Annotated in this window: 17 protein-coding genes and 1 pseudogene; 6 read left to right on the forward strand and 12 right to left on the reverse strand. The window is 60.9% G+C overall.

Annotated elements, in window-relative coordinates; all coding sequences use genetic code 11:
- Window positions 1-190: 190 nt before the first annotated feature.
- Window positions 191-403: a transcription antiterminator/RNA stability regulator CspE gene (cspE, locus tag BN1124_RS15700; protein ID WP_025328559.1), complete on the forward strand. Its 213-nt coding sequence runs from the start codon at window positions 191-193 to the stop codon at window positions 401-403.
- Window positions 404-785: 382 nt separating this feature from the next.
- Here cspE and BN1124_RS15710 read toward each other — a convergent pair whose 3' ends face one another.
- Entirely contained in the window at window positions 786-2,171 is a 1,386-nt protein-coding gene (locus BN1124_RS15710) for an ATP-binding protein (protein WP_042643489.1), read from the reverse strand.
- Between the two features lie 10 nt (window positions 2,172-2,181).
- Window positions 2,182-2,904 carry a response regulator gene (locus tag BN1124_RS15715; RefSeq protein WP_042643491.1) on the reverse strand — a complete coding sequence of 241 codons (723 nt, stop codon included), beginning with the start codon at window positions 2,902-2,904 and terminating at the stop codon, window positions 2,182-2,184.
- A gap of 201 nt (window positions 2,905-3,105) precedes the next feature.
- On the opposite strand from BN1124_RS15715, the gene BN1124_RS15720 reads away from it, so the two are divergent.
- Together BN1124_RS15720 and BN1124_RS15725 are read left to right on the forward strand one after the other, a co-directional pair.
- Window positions 3,106-3,471 carry a hypothetical protein gene (locus BN1124_RS15720; RefSeq protein ID WP_042643413.1) on the forward strand — a complete coding sequence of 122 codons (366 nt, stop codon included), beginning with the start codon at window positions 3,106-3,108 and terminating at the stop codon, window positions 3,469-3,471.
- A 220-nt stretch (window positions 3,472-3,691) separates the two neighbouring features.
- Window positions 3,692-5,686, forward strand: coding sequence for a methyl-accepting chemotaxis protein (locus BN1124_RS15725; RefSeq protein ID WP_042643415.1), 1,995 nt, complete (start codon window positions 3,692-3,694; stop codon window positions 5,684-5,686).
- Window positions 5,687-5,748: 62 nt separating this feature from the next.
- Here BN1124_RS15725 and BN1124_RS15730 read toward each other — a convergent pair whose 3' ends face one another.
- The 3 genes from BN1124_RS15730 to BN1124_RS15740 form a co-directional block, all read right to left on the reverse strand.
- Entirely contained in the window at window positions 5,749-6,168 is a 420-nt protein-coding gene (locus tag BN1124_RS15730) for a hypothetical protein (RefSeq protein ID WP_042643417.1), read from the reverse strand.
- A gap of 127 nt (window positions 6,169-6,295) precedes the next feature.
- Entirely contained in the window at window positions 6,296-7,297 is a 1,002-nt protein-coding gene (locus tag BN1124_RS15735; RefSeq protein WP_042643419.1) for a sensor domain-containing diguanylate cyclase, read from the reverse strand.
- A 170-nt stretch (window positions 7,298-7,467) separates the two neighbouring features.
- The gene (locus BN1124_RS15740) at window positions 7,468-8,415 is read right to left on the reverse strand and encodes a helix-turn-helix transcriptional regulator (protein ID WP_042643421.1); all 948 of its coding nucleotides are present in this window, start codon (window positions 8,413-8,415) and stop codon (window positions 7,468-7,470) included.
- Between the two features lie 48 nt (window positions 8,416-8,463).
- Here BN1124_RS15740 and BN1124_RS15745 point away from each other — a divergent pair, with 48 nt between their 5' ends.
- A complete protein-coding gene (locus BN1124_RS15745; RefSeq protein WP_042643423.1) occupies window positions 8,464-8,862 on the forward strand; it encodes a VOC family protein in 399 nt (132 codons plus the stop codon).
- Between the two features lie 305 nt (window positions 8,863-9,167).
- On the opposite strand, the gene BN1124_RS15750 is transcribed toward BN1124_RS15745, so the two are convergent.
- Both BN1124_RS15750 and BN1124_RS15755 read right to left on the reverse strand, forming a co-directional pair.
- Entirely contained in the window at window positions 9,168-10,349 is a 1,182-nt protein-coding gene (locus BN1124_RS15750) for an SGNH/GDSL hydrolase family protein (protein WP_042643425.1), read from the reverse strand.
- Between the two features lie 17 nt (window positions 10,350-10,366).
- Window positions 10,367-10,975, reverse strand: coding sequence for a TetR/AcrR family transcriptional regulator (locus BN1124_RS15755; protein ID WP_042643427.1), 609 nt, complete (start codon window positions 10,973-10,975; stop codon window positions 10,367-10,369).
- 210 nt (window positions 10,976-11,185) lie between these two features.
- Here BN1124_RS15755 and BN1124_RS15760 point away from each other — a divergent pair, with 210 nt between their 5' ends.
- On the forward strand, window positions 11,186-12,115 hold the full coding sequence (locus BN1124_RS15760; protein WP_042643429.1) for an alpha/beta fold hydrolase: 930 nt from the start codon (window positions 11,186-11,188) through the stop codon (window positions 12,113-12,115).
- A gap of 168 nt (window positions 12,116-12,283) precedes the next feature.
- A pseudogene (locus tag BN1124_RS15765) lies at window positions 12,284-12,499 on the forward strand (VOC family protein); the annotation flags it as partial.
- 129 nt (window positions 12,500-12,628) lie between these two features.
- On the opposite strand, the gene BN1124_RS21390 reads toward BN1124_RS15765, so the two are convergent.
- From BN1124_RS21390 to recC, 5 genes are all read right to left on the reverse strand, one after another.
- Window positions 12,629-13,402, reverse strand: coding sequence for a tetratricopeptide repeat protein (locus BN1124_RS21390; RefSeq protein WP_042643431.1), 774 nt, complete (start codon window positions 13,400-13,402; stop codon window positions 12,629-12,631).
- A 19-nt stretch (window positions 13,403-13,421) separates the two neighbouring features.
- Complete coding sequence (locus BN1124_RS21000) at window positions 13,422-13,835, reverse strand: septation protein IspZ (protein ID WP_082041656.1); 414 nt, start codon at window positions 13,833-13,835, stop codon at window positions 13,422-13,424.
- A 91-nt stretch (window positions 13,836-13,926) separates the two neighbouring features.
- Entirely contained in the window at window positions 13,927-15,981 is a 2,055-nt protein-coding gene (gene recD / locus BN1124_RS15775) for an exodeoxyribonuclease V subunit alpha (RefSeq protein WP_042643433.1), read from the reverse strand.
- Complete coding sequence (gene recB, locus BN1124_RS15780; RefSeq protein WP_042643435.1) at window positions 15,978-19,589, reverse strand: exodeoxyribonuclease V subunit beta; 3,612 nt, start codon at window positions 19,587-19,589, stop codon at window positions 15,978-15,980. The genes recD and recB overlap by 4 nt, the downstream gene beginning before the upstream one ends.
- On the reverse strand, window positions 19,589-22,954 hold the full coding sequence (gene recC / locus BN1124_RS15785) for an exodeoxyribonuclease V subunit gamma (protein WP_042643437.1): 3,366 nt from the start codon (window positions 22,952-22,954) through the stop codon (window positions 19,589-19,591). Before recC ends, recB begins: the two co-directional genes overlap by 1 nt.
- Window positions 22,955-23,132: the final 178 nt, after the last annotated feature.

A 23,132-nucleotide genomic window follows, 5' to 3' on the forward strand; every position in this document is an offset into this window, starting at 1 on the left:
TCGATGGTTCGGTAGTTCAGACCTGATTATGTTAGGCAGTCATTTTAAAGCAGTGATTTGTGTATAGAGTTGTCCCAGATGATTCTTGCCAAATAATTTCCTTCTTTAGTGCTCCTCATACGTATTGCTGACGAAAAATCATGGATTGCCGCAACCGTGGCGTTTCAATATCACTATTAAGGAAATTATTATGTCTAACAAAATGACTGGTACCGTAAAGTTCTTCAACGCTGAGAAAGGCTTTGGTTTCATCTCCCCTGCTGACGGTGGCAAAGACGTGTTCGTACACTTCTCCGCTATCCAGTCCACCAGCTTCAAAACTCTGGACGAAGGTCAGCGCGTTGAGTTCACCATCGAGCAAGGCCAGAAAGGCCCGGCTGCTGCCAACGTAGTTGGTCTGTAATTCAAGCCAGGAAGCCTTCCCGTTCATCGGAAAGACCTTCTGCAAGAATTGAAAAAACCCGCCTAGGCGGGTTTTTTGTTGCCCGTTTTTCGGTTCACTCTCCCCGCATCTCCTCCCTCTAGTCATATCGACCACCATCTCATGAGCACTGACATCGTGTAACGTGCGATCTGCCGCTCCAGCGACTATGCCCAAACTCCTCGCCAAGCCTATCCAGATACGAGATGGCTCGCATCGCCCCTTGCCTCATAGCCAGCGCATCCCACGATTTACCGCTCAGACGAAAGCCCCCAAGCTCCCTCGCCTTATCTATCCAGAGAGAAATTTCGGACACAAAAAAGGGCACCCAGATGGGCACCCTCTCGATTACTAAGGCCAGCATTCATAGCGGCAGGCTGATCCTCGCCTCCAGTCCACCCTGAGATCTGTTGTGCAGGCTAAGCTCCCCGCCATGCTGATGCACCAGGGTACGGGCGATGGCGAGGCCGAGCCCCACGCTGCCGGACTCAGTATTGCGGGCCTCGTCGAGCCGCACGAAGGGCTTGAACACCTCGTCCAGCTGGCTTTCATCTATGCCAGGCCCCCTGTCGCAAACCCGGATCAGCAGCTCATCCTCACCGCGCTCCAGCGATACCTCGGCACTGCCTGCGTACTTGATGGCATTGCCGATGAGGTTTTGCAGCACCCGCCGCAGGGTGTTGGCACGGCAGGCGTAGACCTGCTTGCCCTCGGCCAGGCAGGTGACAGGCTGACCGGTATCGGCGTAGTCGTCACACAGGCTCTCCAGCAGGCTGACCAGATCCAACTCCCGGGTCGCCTCCTGTTGCCCTTCTTCTCGGGCAAAGCTCAGGGTGGCCGCCAGCATCTGTTCCATCTGTTGCAGGGTTTGCTGGATCCGCTCCTTGTCCTCACCGTCGTTCAGGAATTCGGTGCGCAGCCGCAAGCTGGTGATGGGGGTACGCAGATCGTGGGAGATGGCGGCCAGCATGCGGGTCCTGTCCTGCACGAAGCGAGCGAGTCGGGTGTGCATACGGTTGAAGGCCTGGATGGATTCGCGGATCTCGGTCGGCCCCTCCTCCCGCAGAGGCTCTATGTCCTCCCCCCGCCCCAGCCGATCCGCATTGGCGGCCAGCAGCTTGAGCGGCAGGGTGGCTCGGCGGAACAGCCAGATCATCAGGCCGATCACCAGGCTCGCCACCAACAGCAAATTGAGAGTCGTCTGCCATGACCAGCTCGCCGATTCCTTGTCCACCAGGGAGCTGAATTGCAGCCAGCCGCCATTTGGCAACTGGATGGATCCATAGAGCCGCATGTCCTGAGGTGGCGGCATGCCGCCGCGATCCTTCATCATGCGGTTATGGTGCCGCCAGGCCTGGCTGCGCTGAAACTCCTGCTTCAGCTCGGCACTGATCTCCACCGCCAGCTGGGGCGGATAGTCGAGCTTGGCCCGCACCAGCTTCTCGAAACGGGGGCTGCGGTTATCCGGCTGCAACGGCTCATCGGCGAGGCGCAGCAACAGGGTCTCGCTGCGGCTCGCCTTCAAAATCTCGTGATAGAGCGAGGGAGGCGACAGGGTGAGCAGGCGCACCACGGAGACGATGCGTTGCATAGCATTGCGGCTGTTGACGTAGCCGAGCGCCTCTTCCCGATCCGAGCGGTAGATCTGAATGCTGAGCAGCTGGATCAGCACCAACCCCACCAAGGCAACCAGCACGATCTGGCCGGTCAGCCCTTTTGGCACGACTCTGGAGCAGAGTTGCTTGATCATGGCCACCGGCTCACTCCTGGGTCACATCGGCGGCAAACAGGTAACCGCCGCCCCAGATGGTCTTGATAAGCTCGGGATTCTTGGGATCCCGCTCCAGCTTGCGCCGCAACCGGCTTACCAGGGTATCGACGGCGCGATCGAAGGCCACCGCCTCACGGCCGCGGGCCAGATCCAGCAGCTGATCCCGGCTCAGCACCCGCTGAGGCCGCTCGAGGAACACCTTCAGCAGGTCGAATTCGGCGGTGGAGAGGCTCATTCCCACACCCTCTTCATCCACCAGTTCACGGCGGTTGATGTCGAGCAACCAGCGATCGAAACGCAGATCCCGGGTCAGGGTGTCCGGCGCAGGCTGGGGTTCGGCCTGAGTGCGGCGCATCACCGCCTTGATCCGTGCCAGCAACTCACGGGGATTGAACGGCTTGGCGAGATAGTCATCGGCCCCCATCTCCAGCCCTATGATGCGATCCGTCTCCTCGCCCATGGCAGTGAGCATGATGATGGGCAGGCGGGATTTCACTCGCAGCTCGCGGCACAGGGTCAGGCCATCTTCCCCCGGCATCATCAGGTCCAGCACCAGCAGATCGAATTCCCGCTCATCCAGCAGCCGCTTCATCTCCTTGCCGTCGCGGGCACAGCTGACCCGCATCCCGTGTTGTTCCAGAAAGCGTTTCAACAGATCGCGGATTTCGCTGTGGTCATCGACCACCAGAATATGAGGGCTACCTTGGTTCATCATTGTCTCTCCCGTGTTCGAGCTGGAGCGATTATACGAAAATCAACCGGGCGTATTATGTCAAACTGTGCCAGAGCGGCAGGATGCCACACTCTGCTACAAAATAGGCTCCAACTGGCAAAATTCAGACAAGTCCCGGGTGTTTACTTGTGGTCAAGGCGAATGAGCCTGCACCGAACTCAATCCGAAAGGAGTTACACCATGAATGCACTGACCAAGACCTTCCTGACCGCCACCCTGATCCTCGGCCTGCCTCTTGGCGCCTATGCTGCCAGCGAAGCCGTGGCCACCACCCAGCCCGCGGCTGCCACCACGGCCAAACCAGAGGGTTGCCCCATGGATGGCTCCGGCATGATGGGTGGCAAGCACCATGGGGGTCGCCACGACAAGATGGCCCGCATGCAGAACATGACCCCGGAGCAGATCCAGGCTCACCTGCAGCAGCGCTATGACAAGATCGAGGATCCGGCCAAGAAGGCCGAGTTCATCAAGAACCTGGGCCTGCGTGCCGACGGCATGACCAAGCACGCCGAAGTGATGAAACAGTTCGCCGAAGCAAACCAGTAAGCCTATTAGAATCTGCAACAGGGTGGCCTCGGCCACCCTGTTTTGTTTTCTCCATTCAGCCTGCCGCCTTCTGTGGCTTACCCCGCAAGTCCGTCATATCCTCGCCCTACAGCTCAGGGTTCTGTGAGCGATAACAAACGTTTTATGTTCGAAATAGCTAATAATGAGATTCCAATAACAAGGTCGAACAAGGCCGGGCCAACAATAGACAGGAGTCGTTATGGGGTGGAGTCTGGGAACAATCAAGGGACGATATACTGCCGTCTTCGTGGGATTCATGGTGCTGGTGTGTGCCCTGACGGTGATCGGCATCCAGCTCTGGATCAAGCCGGCACTGCAGAAGGCCGGGGAGCAGAACGTGGCGCTGCGGGTCAGCGAGATAGCGACCGATATCCGCGATCAGCTCAACGGGGTGCAGAGCCAGTCCCGCAGCATCACGCAACTGGTTGCCCAGTTGCCGAGCGAGCAGATCGATACCCTGCTGCCGGCGCTTATCGATCAATACGGCAATGCCATGGTCTTCGGTGGCGGTATCTGGCCACTGCCGGATCAACGGGAGGCGGGCCGCGCCAAGTTCAGTACCTTCTTCCACCGGGATGGGGCCAACAAGCTGATCCCCAACAGCTACTGGAATTCGGCCGAAGCCCCCAACTACTTCGATCAACCCTGGCACAAAGCGGGTCAGCAGGCGCCACAGGGCATGTGTGCCTGGGCGGCTGCCTACAAGGATGGGGCCAGCCAGCAGCCGAGAACCAACTGTGCCATGGGGATCTACCACAACGGCAGCCTGTTCGGGGTGTCGACCATAGATGTCACTCTGGGCTTCTTCAACGATCTGGTGGCCCGGAAGGAGCAGGAGATCGGCGGCCAGGTAATGATCGTCGAGGCTGACGGCAAGATCCTGAGTCGCAATGCCCGCCTGAGTGGCGATGTGGTGCTGGGCAACCTCTCGGCCCACACCGACTACCCCTTCGCCGGCGCCATTGCCGGCCTCCTCGGCCAGAGTCAGGGCAAGGCGTCACTGCGCACCACCTTCCAGGATCAGGGCGAAGAGCAGACGCTGCTGCTGCAAGCCATCGAGGGCACGCCCTGGTTGCTGGCCACAGCCCTGCCGACCAGCACCCTGACGCAGGACAGCCGGGACGTGTTGACCACCCTGGCCGCGATCCAGCTGCCACTGGTGGGGTTGCTGTTCGTGCTGATGCTGCTGGCCATCACCCAGTTTGGCAGTCGGCTGCAGGGCCTCAAGCAGAACATTGATGCTCTCAGTGCCGGCGATGCCGACCTGACTGCCCGCATCAAGGTGAAGGGGCAGGACGAGCTGGATCATATCGCCCTGTCGGTGAACCGCTTCATCGCCTTCCTGCAGCAGATGATGGTGCAAGTGACGGGTGCCACCGATCTCATCACCCGCGAGCTGGCGCTGCTCGATCAACAGACCAGCCAGGCGAGACGGATCCTGGGAGAACACGCCAGCGAGACGGATCAGGTGGTCACCGCCCTCACCGAGCTCAGCTCCACCGCCGACAACGTGGCACAGCATGCCAACGACTCCGCCAGCTTCACCGAGGCGGCCAACGGTCAGGCAGCAGATTCACGCAAGGTGGTGGGAGCGGCTTCGACCAGCGTGGTGGCCCTCATCGACGAGGTGGATCTCGCCGCCGCCAAGGTGCTGGAAATGCAGGAAGATGCCAAGCAGATCGGCAGCGTGCTCGGGGTGATTGGCGGCATTGCCGCCCAGACCAACCTGCTGGCACTCAATGCTGCCATCGAGGCGGCGCGAGCCGGTGAACAGGGGCGGGGCTTTGCGGTGGTGGCCGATGAGGTGCGCGCCCTGGCTGCTCGAACCCAGAACAGCACCGCCGAGGTCGGCAACATGCTCTCTCGTCTCACTCAGGGAGTCGCCGAAGCCGTGGTCGCCATGGATCACACCAAGCGCAGTTGTCAGGCGGCGGCAGACACCACCAGTCAGGTCACCGGGGGGCTGGACAACATGGCCGATTCGGTCGTGCGGATCCACGATCTCAGCAGCCAGATCGCCACCGCTGCCGAGGAGCAGAGCCGGGTGACCGAGGAGATCAACCGCAACATGGTGAGTATCCGCGACATGCTCGGCCTGCTGGTGGAGAATGGTCGCAACACCGAGCAGAGTGCGGCTTCCCTGCTCAGCTCCAACCGCCAACTGCTGGCCCTGGTGCACCGCTTCAAGGTGTAACGGCCGGCGTCAGCCAGCAAAAAGGGGCCAGTAGGCCCCTTTTTCGTACCACTCAATCCGGCTTACGCCTTGGCTTTGTCGGCCAGATTCAGGGTCTTGACGGTCTCGCCTTCGAACTTGATGACGACGTTCTTCTGCGCGGCTTCGTTATCCTTGAACAGGGTCTTGGTGGTCTCTGCCAACATGGGGGAAACCTTGTTCAGGGCACCCAGATCATAGGTCCACACTTCCAGGCCGGCTTCGGTCTGGGTGCTGGCCGGAGCGCCCAGCTTGTCCTTGATGGCCTGCTTGTTGGAGCCGCCTTCCTTGATGTCCAGCGCCTTCTTGATCGCTTCGTTGGAGGCGCTGTCCATGGCGGTACCGGCCATCGCCTTGGCGCTGCTGGTGACACTGCTGGTAACGGTATCGGTCAGGGAATCCATCAGGCCGGCGTGGGCAACCAGAGGCAGGGCGGTCAGGGCAATCAGGAGGCACTTCTTCATTAAGATACATCTCACAGGAATGAAAGAGCGCGCATCAGACCAGTGAGCCGGGGCGGAGTCAAGGTGAACCCAAGGTCAAGCCGCATTCGGGGGGGAAGGGCATATCTTGATGGCGGCGAGGCAGGGCCTAGCCGCAGAGTTGATCCTTGCCCGCCAGCTTGGCCTGATAGAGCGCCCTGTCCACCCTCACCATCAGCTGGCTCAGGGCCTCCTCCGGCAGTGACTCCACCAGACCGAAGCTCATGGTGATCGGCTCCCGCCCCTTGACCCTGGCATGGCCCAGTTGCTGGCGCAGCTTCTCGGCAACCTGGTGTGCATCCACCAGACGGGTATTGGGCAGGATCAGCATGAACTCGTCGCCCCCCCAACGGGCTAGCAGGTCGATCTCCCGGATGCAGCCTCGCGTCAGCCGCACTATGTCGATCAGGGTCAGGTCGCCGACCCCGTGGCCATAGCGATCGTTGATCTGCTTGAAGTCGTCCACATCCATGGCAACGACGGAGAAAGGCTCCTTGAAGCGCCTGGCCCGCTCATATTCCAGCCGTATAGTCTGCTCAAGCCGATAACGGCTGGCGGCCCCGGTCAGGGAATCCGTTTCCGCCAGACGGCGATTCTCCTCTACCTGGCGTTGCAACTCCCGGTTGAGCCGCTCCAGCTCGGCGGTGCGCTCCACCACCTGCTGCTCCAGCGAGCGGTTCTGCAACTCCAGCCTGGCGTAGAGCAGCTTCTGGGCATGAATGTCCCGATGCGCCCCTATCATGCGGGCCACAGATCCATCGGGGTTGCGCGTGATGATCCGGCCGTAGTCCTCGATCCAGACGAAGTCACCCCCCTGGCTGCGGCAACGGTACTCGACCTTGTAACTGGCCGCCTCACCGCTCAGATAGGCGTCGAAGCAGGCCATCACCCGCTCCAGATCCTCGGGGTGGATCACGCTCTCCCAGGTGAAGACGGTGTTGTTGAGCGAGTGCGGCTCGTAGCCCAGCATCCGGTACCAGCCGGGGTTGCGGTAGACGAAGCCCGTGTTGGCATTCCAGTCCCAGATGCCTTCACTGATCACCTCGAGGATGCCATGCACCACCCCCTCGCTGAGGTCAGAAATCCTTATCCTGTCCGTTTCCAGCTCCATCAGAGATCATCCTTTTCCTCTTATCTTCGCCGGCGCGAAGATGCAGACATTGAGTGTAGAAGCCCGAGGCATCTTCTCCAGCGCCTCTCATCTGTAACGACTCCCGGAGTTCGCCCTGATGGTTATCGGCCAAATACGGAACCCTGTGAGCAAAATTCAACCAAAAACGCTCAGCCCTGCCCGGTTTTGAAGCCGGGATGGTGCAAGTGGCGGTAATGACTGGGGGCCAGCCCGTGCTGGCGCTTGAAGGCGGTGGAGAAGTGGTACTCGTTCTTGAAGCCGCACAGCCTAGCCACCTCCTTGACCGGATCGCCGCGACTGGCCAGCAGCAGGGCGGCCCGTTGCAACCGCAGCCGTTGCAGCAGCGCCATGGGAGCCAGTGAAAAATGCTGCTGACAGAGCCGATAGAGCTGGCGCTCGGAGAGGTGCAGCGCACCGGCCATCCGCCCTATGTCCCAACATTCGGTCAGCGCCTCTTTCAACAGCAGCTCCAACCGCAGGGCCAGCCGCTCACCACGACTCTGCCCCTCCCCCTTCTGCAGCAGGCGACGCAGGTAGAAGCCGAGCTGCTCCACCAGAAGCGCGCTAAGCAGCGGGTCCTGATGGCGCTCCTGCTCCGCATAGAGGTTCTCCAGGGTATGCAGCAGGCTGGCCTGTTGGGAGGTACAGCCGAGACGAGGGTGGCTGGCGAAGGCATCCCAGGGGGAATCCTTGTGCAGCAAAATCCACAGCAGATCCCAGTCGCCGCCCACCTCGGGCAACGGCAGCTCTGCTAACCCCGTCTCTGGCAATCGCTTCTCGGACAACCGATAGCAGAGCGGCTGGCCCGCCGGGATCAGCGCCCACTCCCCGCGCTGGAGCCGCTCGGTGCGATCTCCGATCAACACCTCCCCCTCGCCCCCCAGGGTGATCAGAAAGCAGTGCACATCCGCGAAGCGGCGCTCGATGCGGTAATGGGTGCGCAGGCGGGAATGGCCCGCCAGCCAGACCCGCTCTTGTGAGAGCGCGGGCAACAGGCCGTCGCAGCAGATCTGCTCGCGGCAGTCGGGGGAAACTTCGATCACTTCCAGATTGGCGGTTTCAGACATCATCAGGACGGGCTCAGCCATGTCAGACATTTCGGCTCGAGCATAGCATGGAGGGCATCAACTCAGAGGAAAGCAGCCATGCACATAGATCATATAGCCATCTGGGCCCAGGATCTGGAGGCACTCAAGGCATTCTACTGCAAGCTGTTTGGCGGGCAGGCGAATGAGTGCTACCACAACCCGGCCAAGCAGTTCAGCTCCTACTTTATCCGTTTCGAGGAGGGCGCCAGTCTGGAGCTGATGCACAGCCCCATCCTGTTCCCGGCGGATCTGAGCCTGCCGCACCCGCTGCAGGGGCTGGCCCACCTTGCCTTCGCCCTCGGCAGCGTGGAGGCGGTGGACAAGATGACGGCTCGCCTCAAGCTGCTCAAGGGAGCAGACGTGAAGCACCTGGACGGCCCCCGTTGGACCGACGACGGCTATTACGAGAGCACCTTCCTGGATCCGGAAGGCAACCGGCTGGAACTGACCATCTAGCCCATGGGATCGACACAAGTTGACCACGGAGCTGACTGACTGCCCAGACGCTTTGGGCTCATCCACAGTGTGGGTGTTCATCACCTCCTTCAGTTGCAGACACAGGTTCAGCAAAGTGCTCCCTGTATACGTAGCCTAAGTACAGGCAACCGCTTGGATGGATCCTTGGCACTGTGCCCGGATAGCGGCATCAATCTTGATTGAAAAATGACACTGCCTGCGTAGATGGATATAGAGGGGGACTTTTGAGTTGTAACGCCCCGCTAAAATAGCGGGGCTTTGGATACCGTGGGGGAAACAAACAGTCAATCAGCCCGGATCACGCTCAGCGGAACTGACTGCGCGATCCGCAGATGCCCTACATTATTGAGATGAAGGTGATCCCCGGAATCATATTGTGCGCTGAGCTGCGAAATGCATTCCGGATCCCGCACCAGCAGGTCGCTATCGATAACGGCATCAAACTCCCCGCTGGTACGCATCCAGTGATTCACCTCCTGCCGGACAACCTCTTTGTCAGGCTGATAAAAACCCTCAATGCCATACTCGCCGGTTCCCCGCAGGGGTACCAGGGTTACTCCTGTCATGCTGATATGACGTTCCCGCGCCATCTGCAGTAATTGTCGATAGGCGTTGATCAGCACAGTTGCCGACGGCAGCGGATTTTCCGGATCCAGCGCCGTACCCGCCAAGCCGATATCATTCAGTCCGATCTGCACGATACAGGCAGTGACGCCGGGCTGCTCAAGCACATCACGCTCAAAACGTGACAAGGCAGAGATACCGACGCCGTCTTTCAGTAAGCGGGAACCCGACTGCCCGGCATTCACCACGGCAATATTCTCGGCAATAAAGCGCTCCGCCAAAAAATCCGTCCAACGGCCATAGGTGTCCATTTCAACGCCGTTACCATCCACCATAGAGTCGCCGATAACCACCAGAGTACTGCCCGCAGACTCCGGCTGAACCTGTACGCTCTCAACCAGAAAACGGGAGCTGATTTTCTGACCATCAAAGGCCTCTTCCCTGATGGCCTGATTACCCGGTTCAAGCAACGAAAAATGACGGGCATCCCAATGGAAGGTATTGACCGGTATAGGTTCCGGCAGGTAGGTCCGCAGAGAGATCACCGATAGTGACGGAATATGCAGTGCAATTTCATCGCTGCACAGAATCCCCCCCGCAGGAATGACCGCACCGGTTTGTCCGTTAAAGGTGACAGGCAGTGCACTGCACAGATCAGGCACGGAAATATAGCTCTCGCCCATGACCAGCGGCTGTGCACCATAGCGGTTGGAAAAGATCAGCCGCAGCTTTTGACCGCCCAGGCTGATGCGCAATGCCTGCCGGAAAGTCTGGTCACCATGAATCGTCGGTATATCCGACGGAAATGGAAACGCCTCTCCTGATGCAGGCTGAGAGGTCGACAGCCAGCTGCATATCCACTCGTCGCGCATTGGCAGGATCGAAGGCACTGAATAGGACATCAGAAATTCTCCTGAAATTAATGTGCGTCCGGTGGGGTCGTCATGGCATCGAACATCTGCATGGCGATATCTGTCATTGCCATCAGGCGGGCCCGGCTGACGCCATCCCGGGCCTGGATGGAAATCCCGTGAAACAGGGTCGCCACATAATCCCCGAGCGCCTGTATATCCGTGTTTTCCGACAGATCGCCGGACTGAACACCCTGCCGGATGCGCTGTACTATGCCGTCAATCCGCTCCCGGCGGTAACCGGCCAGCCATGCCATGATCTCTTCGTTGTCACGGCCATAGTTGGTCAGTGACAACACCACCATACAGCCGTGAGGTCGATCGTCTCGGGTGTAGTTTTCAACCGCGTCAACAAGCAGTTGCCTGACAGCCTGGCGGGTGTCCGGCTGTGACAGAGCGGCGTCAGCAAACGCACCTTCTTCGGCCAGATAAAGCGCTATCGCCTCACGGAAAAGATTCTCCTTTGAACCGAAGGCGGCATAAATACGGGCAGAAGCAATCCCCAGTGCAGCAACCAGATCAGACAGGGATGTCCCTTCATAGCCACGCTGCCAGAACACCTCCTTTGCCTTGTGCAATGCCTCTTCACGATCGAACTCTCTTGGTCTGCCAGCCATAACACAGTCTCCGCATCAGTCATTTCAGACAAAGGCTACCAGTTCATTGTCGACTAACAAAGAATTATTTTTTGTTGATTGACAAAGATTGGAACGCCCTCTTACCCTATTCACTGTTGATCGACAAACAATAGGTGCCATCGCAGCTGACACAGGCTCTGTCTAGGGCCTGCTGCGGGGTTTTTTATCAATCACTCAGACGGAAAAAGTATGAACACATCACTCATCAGGGCATTGCTGGCAGCTGTCATGCTGTTCCCATTGCATGACGCTGCCGTCGCGGCAAATGCACAAGGCGCGGCAGCGATATCGGCAACAACGCAAGTTAATGAGGCGGATTTTCAGCATCAGTATGTGGACGTTTCAGGACAGAAGATGCATTACGTGACGGCGGGAAAGGGGGAGCCTGTGTTACTGATCCCGGGCTGGCCACAAACCTGGTATGCATGGCGTCATGTGATGACCCGACTCGCAGCCGAAGGCTATATGGCGATAGCGGTTGATCCGCCGGGAACCGGTTATTCCGCACGGCCGACCACGGGTTATGATACCGGGGCGGTGGCAACCACATTGCACAGAATGATGAATCAGCTGGGCCATAAGCAATATTCGGTTGTCGGTCACGACATTGGCATGTGGGTGGGTTATGCGCTGGCAAGTGACTATCCCGCAGACATTAAAAAAATAGCACTGACCGAGGCCGTTATTCCGGGCCTGGCGCCGGCACCCTCCATCTTTGTCGATCCGCAGGAGAATATTTTCCTCTGGCACTTTATGTTTAATCAGGTGCAGGACTTGCCAGAAACCCTGACAGCCGGCAAAGAACGGGAATATCTGAATTTTATTTTTGACCACTGGTCTTATCGTCGTGATCGCGTCGCCGCACAAACCTATATCGATGCTTATTCTTCACCAGGTGGACTGCGCGCAGGATTTGCATATTATCGGGCGATCCCGCAAACCATAACGCAGAACAAACAGCGGGCAGAGAAAAAGTTGATGATGCCTGTTCTGGCAATAGGTGCAGATCATGCCACCCGTGATGCACCACAGCAGACGATGCAGGGAAGATCGGTGAATTTGCAGGGCGCTATGCTCAGTGAGTGCGGTCACTTCGTCACAGAAGAGTGCCCGGAGTAGCTGATGACAGTATTGCTGCCATTTTTGAGAAAATAAATACACCGTTAATTCATGGCTGATACTTAATTATGCCTCCTATTCGGGGGCTTTATTCTTGATGTTTGAAATAAGCAGACCTGTGATGTTTTGTTTCACGCTGGCTCAACGTGGTGCAGTTGACTGCACACCCCAGCGGATCTTCGCCTGCCACACCCGCTGCCGGGGCTGGCCCACCTCGCCTCCGCCCTCGGCAGCGCGGAGGCAGTGGACAAGATGACAGCCCGCCTCAAGCTGCTCAAGGACGCCGAGGTCAAACACATGGACGGCCCCCGCTGGACCGGTGACGGCTATTACGAGAGTACCTTCCTCGACCCGGAAGGCAATCGGCTGGAGCTCACCATCTAATACCTGAATGCTCCCCTCACCCTGACCCTCTCCCAACGGGAGAGGGGATCATCCAGCATCGAAGATATAACGTTGGCAATGGGGGAGGTTGGGGAGTGAGTGATTACACGATTTGTCGATTACTCGATATTAGTAGCCAATATCAAATGGTGTAGGCTTGCCAGACACGCGAATAAAGTCACCATACGCGTATACATTGTGTCCAAATCCACACTCATTTTTATTCTGGTTTGTATCAAACCTCAGAATACCATGATCTTTCTCTATAAATTTTATCGAAATTTCACAATTACCTTCCTCACCGGTTAGTTTTATCAGCCCCTCATCATCCTTCATAGTCACAACTTGAGAGATATCCCCAATGTTGGGACCATAAGCCAGTCCCATTAACCCAAAGTAGAGCAGATTCAAGGATATCAAGTAGTCATTGCCTTGCTTTTCTACAGAGGCTACATTCCAACTTCCGAAACCAGCATACTGCCAATAGGTTCCAACCATATCAGGCCCAACGGAGGCAGTCATACTTTTAAGCAGACCGTAGTTGAATTTAGATTTCTTATCATTCGGGGCTAATGACAACCATGCCAGAGCCTTAAGCTTGTCCCCTTCCTTTATATAAGAAAGTGCAACATTGTTATATGCCGTAATCGTCGCAGCTTGATCTGGCTTACCATAGACATATCCACACCCCTCACTTAATGATACTTGCTCAGTAAAATAATCTCTTGCTTTGGCATACTCCCCGGTTTTATATGACTCACCACCTTTTTTGATAACCACAGGCAGTTTTGCACACATCTCTTTCTCAAGTTCAGAATCGGGCTCTACTGCATTAGCAAAAAAATTAGCGCTAATATATAGAGTCAACACCATTAGAATAAACTTCACATTTATAAATTTCATATCATTCACACCTTAAACTTTAATTATCTTTTTTCTGTATAACAACCAGACCTACCAGAATAGATAAAACAAAATTCACAAATAGGCCACCATATACCTTTGTATATATCCAGTAGGTTAGTGGCAATGTTTCACTGACTACATATAATATTGCTGCGTATAGAATATAAGATGTCCCCATGACCTTTCGATAAGAACACCAGACTATATCACCTAGGCCTAAGCGATTACCCCAGAGAGAAAACAACAGACCTTTTCGATGATTAAAAGGCACTAATAACAAAGCACCTACAACCATATAAAAAAACGAAGATTTCAATACTACCCATGATTCAGAAACAAAAAAATACATCTCGGCAAACGATAAGGGCAACGCTGCAAAGAGAAATAATAAATATGTCCGCCAATACAACCCCCATACACTCTTAATCATATAAACATCCTATTATTTTCTACAATGAAATATTTTCTAACATCTATGCACTACAGACTGCGGTAAATTTCGTTTACCGCCATCCAATCAATCACTCCCCCAACCGCTCTGCCAATCCGGAATACCGCTCGGTCTTTTTCCGTACCGCCTGTGCCAGCAGGGCTCGATCGCCGTAGAGGGCGAGGCGGGCCTTGGCGCGGGTGATGCCGGTGTAGACCAGCTCGCGGGTCAGCAGCGGGCTGGGACTATCCGGCAGCACCAGCACCGTATGAGCAAACTCCGAGCCCTGGGACTTGTGGATGGTCATGGCGTAGACGGTCTCGTGGGGGGGCAGGCGGCTCGGCAGCAGGGAGCGCAGGCTACCGTCCGGCTGCTCGAACCACACCTTCAAGCGGCCGGTTTCGTCCGGCAGGCAGAGCCCCATGTCGCCGTTGTAGAGGCCGATGCCGTGGTCGTTGCGCACCACCATAACCGGGCGGCCCGCATACCAGTCGCCGTCCCGCTGGATAAGCCCGGCCCTGGACAAGGCCAGTTCGAGGCGCTGGTTCAATCCCTCCACCCCGAAGGGGCCGTCCCGCAGGGCGCAGAGCAGCTGGAAGCCGTTGAACGCCTTGAACACGGCGGCCGGATCCTCTCCCGCACGGGCGGCCTTGAGATAGGCGCCGTAACCTTCCACCCCCTGGGCGATCAGCGCCTCGTAGGCCTCCCCCGCCCAGGGGTGCAGGCTGATGTCCTTGAAGCCCTGACTCCAGACCGCCTCCAGCGCCGCACCGTCGCCGTCGTTGCAGGCCCGCGCCAGCTGGCCGATGCCGGAATACTTGTCGAAGCGCCAGCTCTTGGTGAGCAGGCAGAGGCTGTCGCGTACCGGAGCCCCTGCCGGCATGCCCTGCAGCCGGTAGCCGGTCTGGCGGGAGAGCCAGTGCGCCTGCTCTGGGCTCATCCCCTGAGCGGTGAAGCTGCAGATATCGCCGAGCACGGCCCCGGCCTCCACCGAGGCGAGCTGATCCTTGTCGCCGAGCAGGATGAGGCGAGCGTGTTTGGGCAGGGCGTCCAGCAGGCGCGCCATCATGGGCAGATCCACCATGGAGGCCTCATCCACCACCAGCAGGTCCAGATGCAGAGGGTTGCCGGCGTGATGACGGAACTGGCTGCGGCCGGGGATGACCCCGAGCAGCCGGTGCAAGGTGCCCGCCTCGGTGGGGATGGCGGCCACCACCTCGGGGGCCAGGTCGAGCCCCTGCAGGGCGCTGCCGATACTCTCGGTGAGCCGCGCCGCCGCCTTGCCGGTGGGGGCCACCAGCCGGATGGCGGTTGCCTTGCCTTGTTGCAGGCCGGTCTCCACCAGGATGGCGAGCAGCTTGGCGACCGTGGTGGTCTTGCCGGTGCCGGGGCCGCCGGAGATCACCGCGAAGGGGCGCGCCGCCGCCGTGGCCGCCGCCAGCTTCTGGCCGTTGCAGCACAGCGCCTCGGGCACCAGGGCATCCAGCGCGCTCAGCTCGCTCGCCGCCTGGGCGCTGGCCAGCAGGGCCTCGACCCTGGGCCAGTCCACCTCGGCCGGTGACACCAGATCCAGGTATTTCTCGACGAACTGGCGGGCCGAGAAATCGGAGGAGAGGCGCGCGTCCAGCAGGGCACCGAAGACGAGGCCATAGTCGCGGGCAAAGAGGCGCGACAGGGCCGGGGTTATCTCGGGCCATTCGGCTTTTTCACTCAGGAAGCGCAGATGGCGGGCCACCCCCAGCTCAAAATCGTGGTAGCGGGTGAGGTAGAGCCGCCCCTGCCACAGTCGCAGCGGCCAGCGGGGGGCTTCCCCTTCATGCTCCTGCGTCCCGACCAGGGGGCTGGTCGCAAACAGGGCGGGCCAGCGGGCAGGATCCTCCAGATCCCCCAGCAGATCCCGGCTCTGCTCCGGATCCAGCCCGAAGGGGCGCCAGGCGCCCTTGTCCCGGCCGTCGTTGACAAGCAGCGCCAACGGCAGGCAGACGTGGCCACGGCCCAGCTCGAAGCAGGCGAGCGCCGCCCCCAGCACCAGCTCGGGACTGCCACCGAGATCCGCCACCAGTTTGGCAAATTGCAGATCCAGCTGGCGAATGCGGCCCATCAGGGCCAGTTGTTTCAAGCGAGCGATCATTTCCGGGCCCGTCATGCGTCCACCTTGTTCGATTCTTCTAAACGATGACCCTCAGGCATCACACCTTGACTAAACAACTTGTCGAGCCCCAGCACCAGTTCGCGGCTCGGGCGAGTGTGGAACACGCCCCCTTCCGGCATGCCCCGCAGGAACAGATAGAAGACGCCGCCAAAGTGCTGGTCGAAGTCGTAACCCGGCAGCCGCAGCGCGAGCAGCCGGTGCAGCGCGAGGGAGTAGAGCTGGTATTGCAGGTCGTAGCGATGCTCGCACATGGCGCGCTCCAGCGCCGGGCGGCCGTAATCCGCCGGGCTCATGCCGAGGTGATTGGACTTGTAGTCCAGCAGATACCAGCGCCCCTGCCACTCGAACACCAGATCGATAAAGCCCTTGAGCATCCCCTGTACCGTGCTGAAACTTAACGGCTTGTTGCCGGCCGACAGCGGATCCAGGTGCTGGCACAGGGCGCTGAGCGCCGGGGCCGTCACCCGTTCCATGGGCAGGAAGAACTCCAGCTCCACCTGCTTGCGATCGGCCGCGAGATCCCGCAGCCGCACCGGCTCCCCCAGCCCTGTCTCCAGCGGGGTGTCCAGCACCGCCTCCACCTGCTGTTGCAGCAGGGGAGCCCAGTGCGCGTCGAAGCCATCCCGCACCAGCAGCTCGGCGATATGGGCGCACAGCGCCTCGCCCCCTGCGCTCTGGAAGTCGATGGTCTCGAACAGGCTGTGCAGCAGGGTGCCGGGACGGGCCCCCTTGGGGAAGCTAAAGATGGATGCCTCGGGAGCCGCGACCTCCCCCGACTCCGCCAGCAAGGTGGCAGCCTCGGCGGCGACCTCGTCATCGAAGCCGGGATTGGCCAGCACCCCCTTGCTGTGGCCCTGCCCCTGGGCCGCGAGCCCGGAGTAGGAGCTGATCCACCAGTCCCGCTCCAGCGAACCGGTAAATTGGCGAATGACTGGCTCGCCAAGCTGCTCCAGCTCCGGTGGCAGTGGGGCCGGCCGGGTCAGCGAGGGCTCACCGACCGCCACTCCGGGCAGCGCCTTGGCAAGCTCGTCGAGGGCCGTGCTCAGGGTTGAAGCATCCCCCTCCTCCCCCTTCTGCAGCAGGTAGCCGATGGCGGTGTGGTGCAAGTCGGTCTGCTCCGACTTGCCATTGCCGGATCGCACCGGCGCCAGCCCGAGCCAGGTGGCGTAGACGCCCCGGGTCAGGGCCACATAGAGCAGTCGCAAGTCTTCGGCGAGGCGCTCCTTGTCCGCCTGCGCCAGGGAGTCGTCGGCCCCGGTGAGATCCAGAACGGTGCGGTTCTGGCCCTCCACTTCCTCGTGGAACAGCGGGGTCTCGGCGGCGCGGTGGCTGCAGATGAAGGGCAGGAACACCAGCGGGTACTCCAGCCCCTTGGACTTGTGGATGGTGACTATCTGCACCAGCTTACGCTCGGACTCGAGGCGCAGCACCTGCTCCGCCACCTGGCCGTTGGGGTGGCTCACCGCCTCCCCCAGCCAGCGCAGCAGGGCGTATTCCCCGTCCAGCTCGCAGCTCGCCTGTTGCAGCAGCTCGGCCAGATGGAGGAAGTTGGTCAGCCGCCGCTCCCCATAGGGACTCGCCAGCAGGGAGGCGGCCAGGTTGCGCCGCTGCAACAGAGCACGCAGCATGGCCAGCACACCGCTGCGGTGCCAGATCTTGCGATACTCCATGAATTCCTGCACCGCGATCTCCCAGGCCCGCTCGTCCGAGGCGAGCGCCTCCAGCGCCCTGGCGTCGAGATCGAACAGGCCGGTGGCGAGCGCCGCCCGCAGGCTGCGCTCCTCGCTCGGGTTCTGGCAAGCGTGCAGGATCAGCAGTATCTCCCGCGCCTCCACCTGGGCCAGCACGCTCTCGCGATTCGACAGATAGACGGAGGCGATGGCGAGCCGTGCCAGCTCCTGCTGCACCAGCCGCCCCTCGGCGCCGGTGCGCACCAGCACGGCTATGTCTCCCGCCTTGACCGGCTTGTCCCCCAGCAGGGCCTTGCCCTCCCGGGCCAGACTCAGCAGGCGGTGGATCTCGGCCGCCGTGGCGCGGGCCATCAGGCTCTGGTACTCCCCCCGGTTGAAGGTGGGCTGGCCGCTCAGCTGCCAGCAGTGCAGCACGGGGGCGGACTGCCCCTCCAGCATCAGAGCACGGCCCTTGCCCTGCGCCTCCACCGGCAGGAAGGGAATATCCGCCTCATAGATGAAGGGATCCTTGGCCCGCTCGAACAGGCCGTTGACCGCCCCCACCAGGGCCGCGCTGGAGCGGTAGTTGCGGCCGAGGCTGTAGTGGGCGCTCACATTTCGGCGCGCCTGGATGTAGGTGAAGATATCGGCGCCGCGAAAACCGTAGATGGCCTGCTTGGGGTCACCGATCATCAGCAGCGCAGTATCCTGTTTTCCGCCATAGAGGCGGTGGAAGATACGGTACTGCTGGGGGTCGGTATCCTGGAATTCGTCGATCATGGCGACTCTGTAGCTCGCCCGGATGCGCTCGCACAGCCGCTCACCCAAGCTGGAACCGAGCGCCCCGTCGAGATCCTTGAGCAGATCGTCGAACGACAGCTGATGGGCTTGGCACTTGCTCGCCTGCATCCGCTCGCGCGCCACCCGCGCCGCCCGTTGCAGCACCAGATCCCGGATGCCGGGGCGGCTCGCCAGCAGCGCGTCTATCTGGCTGAACAGCGGCAGGGTCGGCAGCGCCTTCCCCTTGCTCAGCTTGGCTTCCAGCACCTCCTGGCCGAAGCGTTCCAGCTCCTTGGGGATGGCATAGCCACTGGCGGGATCCCGGGCCCAGTCGCCTATCTTGGCGAGCCAGCCTTCGTAGTTCTTGCCGGTGTAGAGCTTGATCTGGCCCTCGGTCTGGCGGCGGATCTCGTCGGTCTGCGCCAGCCACTGGCCCTTTATGGCCTCGATGCGGGTCATGGCCTCCCGGTGACGCTCGATGAGCGTCTCCTCCCCCAAGGGGGGACGGATCGCCAGCTCGCCGTTGTCGAGCCAGCCGTTCATCTCCCGCAGCAGGGCGGCGGGGCTGGGCCAGAGCTTGCGCACGGCGCGGGCCAGCGCCTCGTCCACCGGATAGAACTCGGCGCGCCAGTAATCGCTCACCGCCTGCAGCCTGAGCTGGCTGTCGTCGGTCAGGAATTCCGTTTCGAACAGGGCGCCAGATTCGAAGGCGTTCTGTTTGAGCATCCGCTGGCAGAAGCCGTGAATGGTGAACACCGCAGCCTCGTCCATCTGCCGCTCGGCGGCCAGCAACCGGCTGGCCGCCAGGGCATGATCCTCGACCTCCGCCAGCAGACCCGCCAACAGGGGATCCTTGCTCTCGCCCCGCAGGAAGGCGAGGCGCGCCTCGTGGATACGGGCGCGGATCCGCCCGCGCAGCTCGGCGGTGGCCGCCTCGGTGAAGGTCACCACCAGGATCTCGGTCACCGACAGCGGCCGCTCGTGGGCGCTGGGCTGACCGGCATCGGCCCCCTCCTCGATCTGCGGGCCGTGGCCCAGCAAGAGGCGCAGGTAGAGGCCGGCGATGGTGTAGGTCTTGCCGGTACCGGCGGAGGCCTCGATCAGGCGCTCGCCGTGGAGCGGGAAGCGCAGGGTATTGAGCGGGTTGGCCATTATGGGAGCGCCTCCAGATTGTTGTGCAGCGGCGTCAGATGTTCGCGGGCCAGGGCCCGCAGCTGGGTCAGCACCTCATCGTTGAGCTCGGGGAAGCAGCGGGCGACGTAGACGTCCTCCCCTTCCCCCGTCACCATGTAGCCGCCGTTGAAACGGGCAAGGGCCAGCTTGTCGGCGGCATCCGGCTTGTCGGGATCCTTCTCCATCGCCTTGAGCCACTCCCAGGCGGTGTTCGGGAAGAACGGCAGCGGCCGCTTCATTCCCTGCTGCCAGAGCGCCACCAGCGCCGCCAGTTTGGGGCGCGCTTCGTCGGCGGACAGCACCGGCAGCCGCCAGCTCTGCTTGGCGTCGAACAGCAGGGTGTCGCCGGGAAAATCACTCAGGCAGAGGCAGAGGTGTTGCACCCAGCCCAACAGCAGATCCTTGCCGTTGAAGCTGCCTGGCTTGATCACCAGGGCTCGACCCTTCTGGGTATCGATCCAGCCCTGCAGCTGACCCTGGGCCAGGGCGATGTCGATCTCCACCGCCCGTTTTTCATCCTCGCCCGCGACCCAGGGCCGCAACCGCGCGGCCAGGCCGCCCATCTGCTCGTCCAGATCGTCCAGCAGCAGGTTGCCGAACCAGCCTTGGGGCAGTTGGCCGCTGAGCCGCAGCCGCTCGCGCCGCACGTCACTGCTGCCCTCGTCGAGGTGGGCATCCAGCAGCAGGGCTTTCAGCTGATAGTGTTGCAGGCCGTCCAGCTCGAACGGCTCGCTGTCCTCGATGTTCGCCTCGTTGAGTTCGAACCACACCTTGAGGCGGCGGTTGAGGAAGTACCTGGCGGGCTGACGATAGAAGCGCAGCAGCTCCGCCAGCTCCAGCCCCTGCTCCTTGCCCCATTCGGGGGGCAGCGGCAACTCGCCGCTCTGGAAGTTGCTCGCCCCCGGCACGGGATTCAGGGCCAGCAGCCAGTCGGCGGCATAGGTGAACAGCCGCGATCCCGGCTCGGGATAGAAGTAGCTGTGGCTGTAGGGGGTGAGCGGGTGTTCGATGATCAGGTGCTTGAGCAACCGCTCCCCCGAGGTCTCGTCATCGAGCCCCTCGTCCCCCGCCAGCACGAAGCCCTGGCGCACATAGTCGATGAGCTCCGCCAGCAGCACGGAGGGCACCTTGTCGCTGTTGTCCTCGGCGCTGAACCCCTGATAGCTGATATAGAGCCCCTGCTGGGCGCTGAGCAGCGCCTCGAGGAAGAGGTAACGGTCATCGTCCCGCCGGGATCGATCGCCACGCCGGGAGGCCACCGCCATCAGATCGAAGCCCATGGGGGCGAGCGTGCGCGGGTAGACGCCGTCGTTCATGCCGAGCAGGCAGACCTGGCGGAAGGGGATGGAGCGCATCGGCATCAGGGTGCAGAAGTTGACCTGGCCGGCGAGGAAGCGCTGGCTGGAGCGCGACTCCCCCAGCACATTGCCGAGGTAATCCTGCAGCAGCTCTGGGCCTATGGGTTGTTCGAAGCGCGCCTCGGCCAGCGCCCCCTGCCAGTCGGCGAGGGCGGTGCGGATCAGCTGCAACAAGCGCTCCTCGTCCTCATCGGCGAGGTAGAAGCGCTCCAGCAGTTCGTTGAGACAGGCGACCCAGTCCCCCAGGGGCTGTGGCTGCTGCAGGCGCGGCAGGAATTCGGCGAGGGAATCCACAAACCAGGCCAGTTTGCCGAGGGCCAGCCCCTGCTGACCCTCGATGTCGGCGTAAGGCAGTATGCCGTCCACCGGCTCCCCATCCCCCATGGCGAAGCCGAGCAACATGCGGCGCAGACCGAACAGCCAGCTGTTGCCGGACAGCGGCGGCAACCCGAAGCGCTCGGGATAGGCATCGTCCAGCCCCCAGCGGATGCCGGTCTCCTGCACCCAGCGCCGCAGCTGGTTGAACTCGTCGTCATCGAGCTCGAAGCGGCGCAGCACCGCCGGTACTTCCAGGATGGCGAGCAGCTCCCCCGCGCCGAAACGGGCATTCGGCAACCGCAGCAGGGCGAGGAAGCTTTGCAGCAGCGGGCTCTCCTGGCTGGCGGCCCTGTCCGACACCGCGAAGGGGATGTGGCCGCGCGCCCCCGGCTTCTCCTTGCCGAAGACCGCCTGGATGTAGGGGCCGTAGCTGTTCACGTCCGGCATCATCACCACCACGTCTTTCGGGGTCAGGCTGGGATCCGCTTCGAACAGCGCCAGCAGCCGATCGTGCAGCACCTCCAGCTCGCGCATGGGGCCGTGGCAGGCGTGGATCTGCAAGGATCCATCCGCCGGATTGATGGGGCTCTTGTGATGGCTGCTGTCCAGTTCGAACTGTCCCTCCCCTCGGGATCCCAGCTCCAGCACGTCTTTCTGGATGCAATGCAGCAAGCTGGTTTCGTCGATATCGACGAAGGCCTCTATCTGCGGCACCTCCAGTTCCATCAGCTGGTGCAGATAGTCCCGCCCCAGCTTGCCCATGGAGGCGAGCAGCGGGTTGGCCGGGCCCTGCAACGCCTCGATATCGGTGCCGGGCTTGAGTCTGTTGGCCAGTCTGGCGAGGGTCTTCCTGTCCAGCAGATCCCCCCAGTAGTAGCGGCAGGGGTTGGTGACGAACAGGTGCACCTCCACCTCGTCCCGGCTGCCGAGGGCCAGCAGTGCCTCCACGTAGCGCGGTGGCAGCGCCGAGATGCCGAACACGAACACCCGCCGGGGCAGCTTGCCCGGCAGCGCGGCGGTGCGTTGCAGCTCGTGGATGAATTCCTCGTAGAGGTTGGCTCTGTGATAGCCGCTTGGGCTCAGTGCCAGGGTGCGGGCCACCAGCTCGCGCCACAGCTCGGGCTGCCAATCTTGGCCGCTCACCCCGGCCAGATCCTGACTGCCGGTACCGACCAGACCCTCCCCCTCTTCCCAACGGGCGATCCAGTCCGGTCGGTAGACCAGATACTGGTCGAACAGATCCGCGACCTTCTGGCACAGTTGCCACAGCCGCACCTGTTCCGGTTCGGACGGCTGATCTGCTGCCTGCGAATCGGCCCCTCCCAAGTAGGCGGCAAGTGGGGCGAAGGCGGGTCTGTCCAGCAGGGCGGGCAAGATGGTCATCAGCTGCCAGCTCATGGCCCCCTTGTTGTAAGGGCTCTGGCGCGGCACATCCGCCAGCACCTGGGTAAACATCTCCCAGATGAAGCTGGCGGGCAGGGGAAAGTCGATGTTGGCGGCGATGCCGAATGCCTTGGCCAGCTCCAGCTTGAGCCACTGGGCCATACCCGGACTCTGCACCAGGATCTGTTCCCGCTCGAAGGGGTGGGCGAGCGGCGTCTGCCGGATGCGATCCACCAGCAATTCCTTGAGCAGATCCAGCTGATTGGAGTGGTAGAGGGTAAACATAATCAACTCCCGCCGATTCAAGAGAGGGGCGTGAGGGGCAACCCGATCGCTCCCCGTCACTTCATATGAGCTGGGATTGTCGGGGATCGGGGGGGAAGATGCAAAAGGCGCTTGTCGGCGGGGATCACAGCCTCAACAAGGAGCGGTCATGGGGGCGGCGAAAGGCGGACAATAAAAA

Source organism: Aeromonas eucrenophila, from assembly GCF_000819865.1.
GTDB classification, from domain to species: Bacteria; Pseudomonadota; Gammaproteobacteria; order Enterobacterales; family Aeromonadaceae; genus Aeromonas; species Aeromonas eucrenophila.

What these genes read in the sequence shown, in the direction of transcription:
- cspE (WP_025328559.1), top strand. Translation starts at nt 191, where the DNA reads ATGTCTAACAAAATGACTGGTACCGTAAAGTTCTTCAACGCTGAGAAA.
- BN1124_RS15710 (WP_042643489.1), bottom strand. Translation starts at nt 2,171, where the DNA reads ATGATCAAGCAACTCTGCTCCAGAGTCGTGCCAAAAGGGCTGACCGGC.
- BN1124_RS15715 (WP_042643491.1), bottom strand. Translation starts at nt 2,904, where the DNA reads ATGAACCAAGGTAGCCCTCATATTCTGGTGGTCGATGACCACAGCGAA.
- BN1124_RS15720 (WP_042643413.1), top strand. Translation starts at nt 3,106, where the DNA reads ATGAATGCACTGACCAAGACCTTCCTGACCGCCACCCTGATCCTCGGC.
- BN1124_RS15725 (WP_042643415.1), top strand. Translation starts at nt 3,692, where the DNA reads ATGGGGTGGAGTCTGGGAACAATCAAGGGACGATATACTGCCGTCTTC.
- BN1124_RS15730 (WP_042643417.1), bottom strand. Translation starts at nt 6,168, where the DNA reads ATGAAGAAGTGCCTCCTGATTGCCCTGACCGCCCTGCCTCTGGTTGCC.
- BN1124_RS15735 (WP_042643419.1), bottom strand. Translation starts at nt 7,297, where the DNA reads ATGGAGCTGGAAACGGACAGGATAAGGATTTCTGACCTCAGCGAGGGG.
- BN1124_RS15740 (WP_042643421.1), bottom strand. Translation starts at nt 8,415, where the DNA reads ATGTCTGACATGGCTGAGCCCGTCCTGATGATGTCTGAAACCGCCAAT.
- BN1124_RS15745 (WP_042643423.1), top strand. Translation starts at nt 8,464, where the DNA reads ATGCACATAGATCATATAGCCATCTGGGCCCAGGATCTGGAGGCACTC.
- BN1124_RS15750 (WP_042643425.1), bottom strand. Translation starts at nt 10,349, where the DNA reads ATGTCCTATTCAGTGCCTTCGATCCTGCCAATGCGCGACGAGTGGATA.
- BN1124_RS15755 (WP_042643427.1), bottom strand. Translation starts at nt 10,975, where the DNA reads ATGGCTGGCAGACCAAGAGAGTTCGATCGTGAAGAGGCATTGCACAAG.
- BN1124_RS15760 (WP_042643429.1), top strand. Translation starts at nt 11,186, where the DNA reads ATGAACACATCACTCATCAGGGCATTGCTGGCAGCTGTCATGCTGTTC.
- BN1124_RS21390 (WP_042643431.1), bottom strand. Translation starts at nt 13,402, where the DNA reads ATGAAATTTATAAATGTGAAGTTTATTCTAATGGTGTTGACTCTATAT.
- BN1124_RS21000 (WP_082041656.1), bottom strand. Translation starts at nt 13,835, where the DNA reads ATGATTAAGAGTGTATGGGGGTTGTATTGGCGGACATATTTATTATTT.
- recD (WP_042643433.1), bottom strand. Translation starts at nt 15,981, where the DNA reads ATGACGGGCCCGGAAATGATCGCTCGCTTGAAACAACTGGCCCTGATG.
- recB (WP_042643435.1), bottom strand. Translation starts at nt 19,589, where the DNA reads ATGGCCAACCCGCTCAATACCCTGCGCTTCCCGCTCCACGGCGAGCGC.
- recC (WP_042643437.1), bottom strand. Translation starts at nt 22,954, where the DNA reads ATGTTTACCCTCTACCACTCCAATCAGCTGGATCTGCTCAAGGAATTG.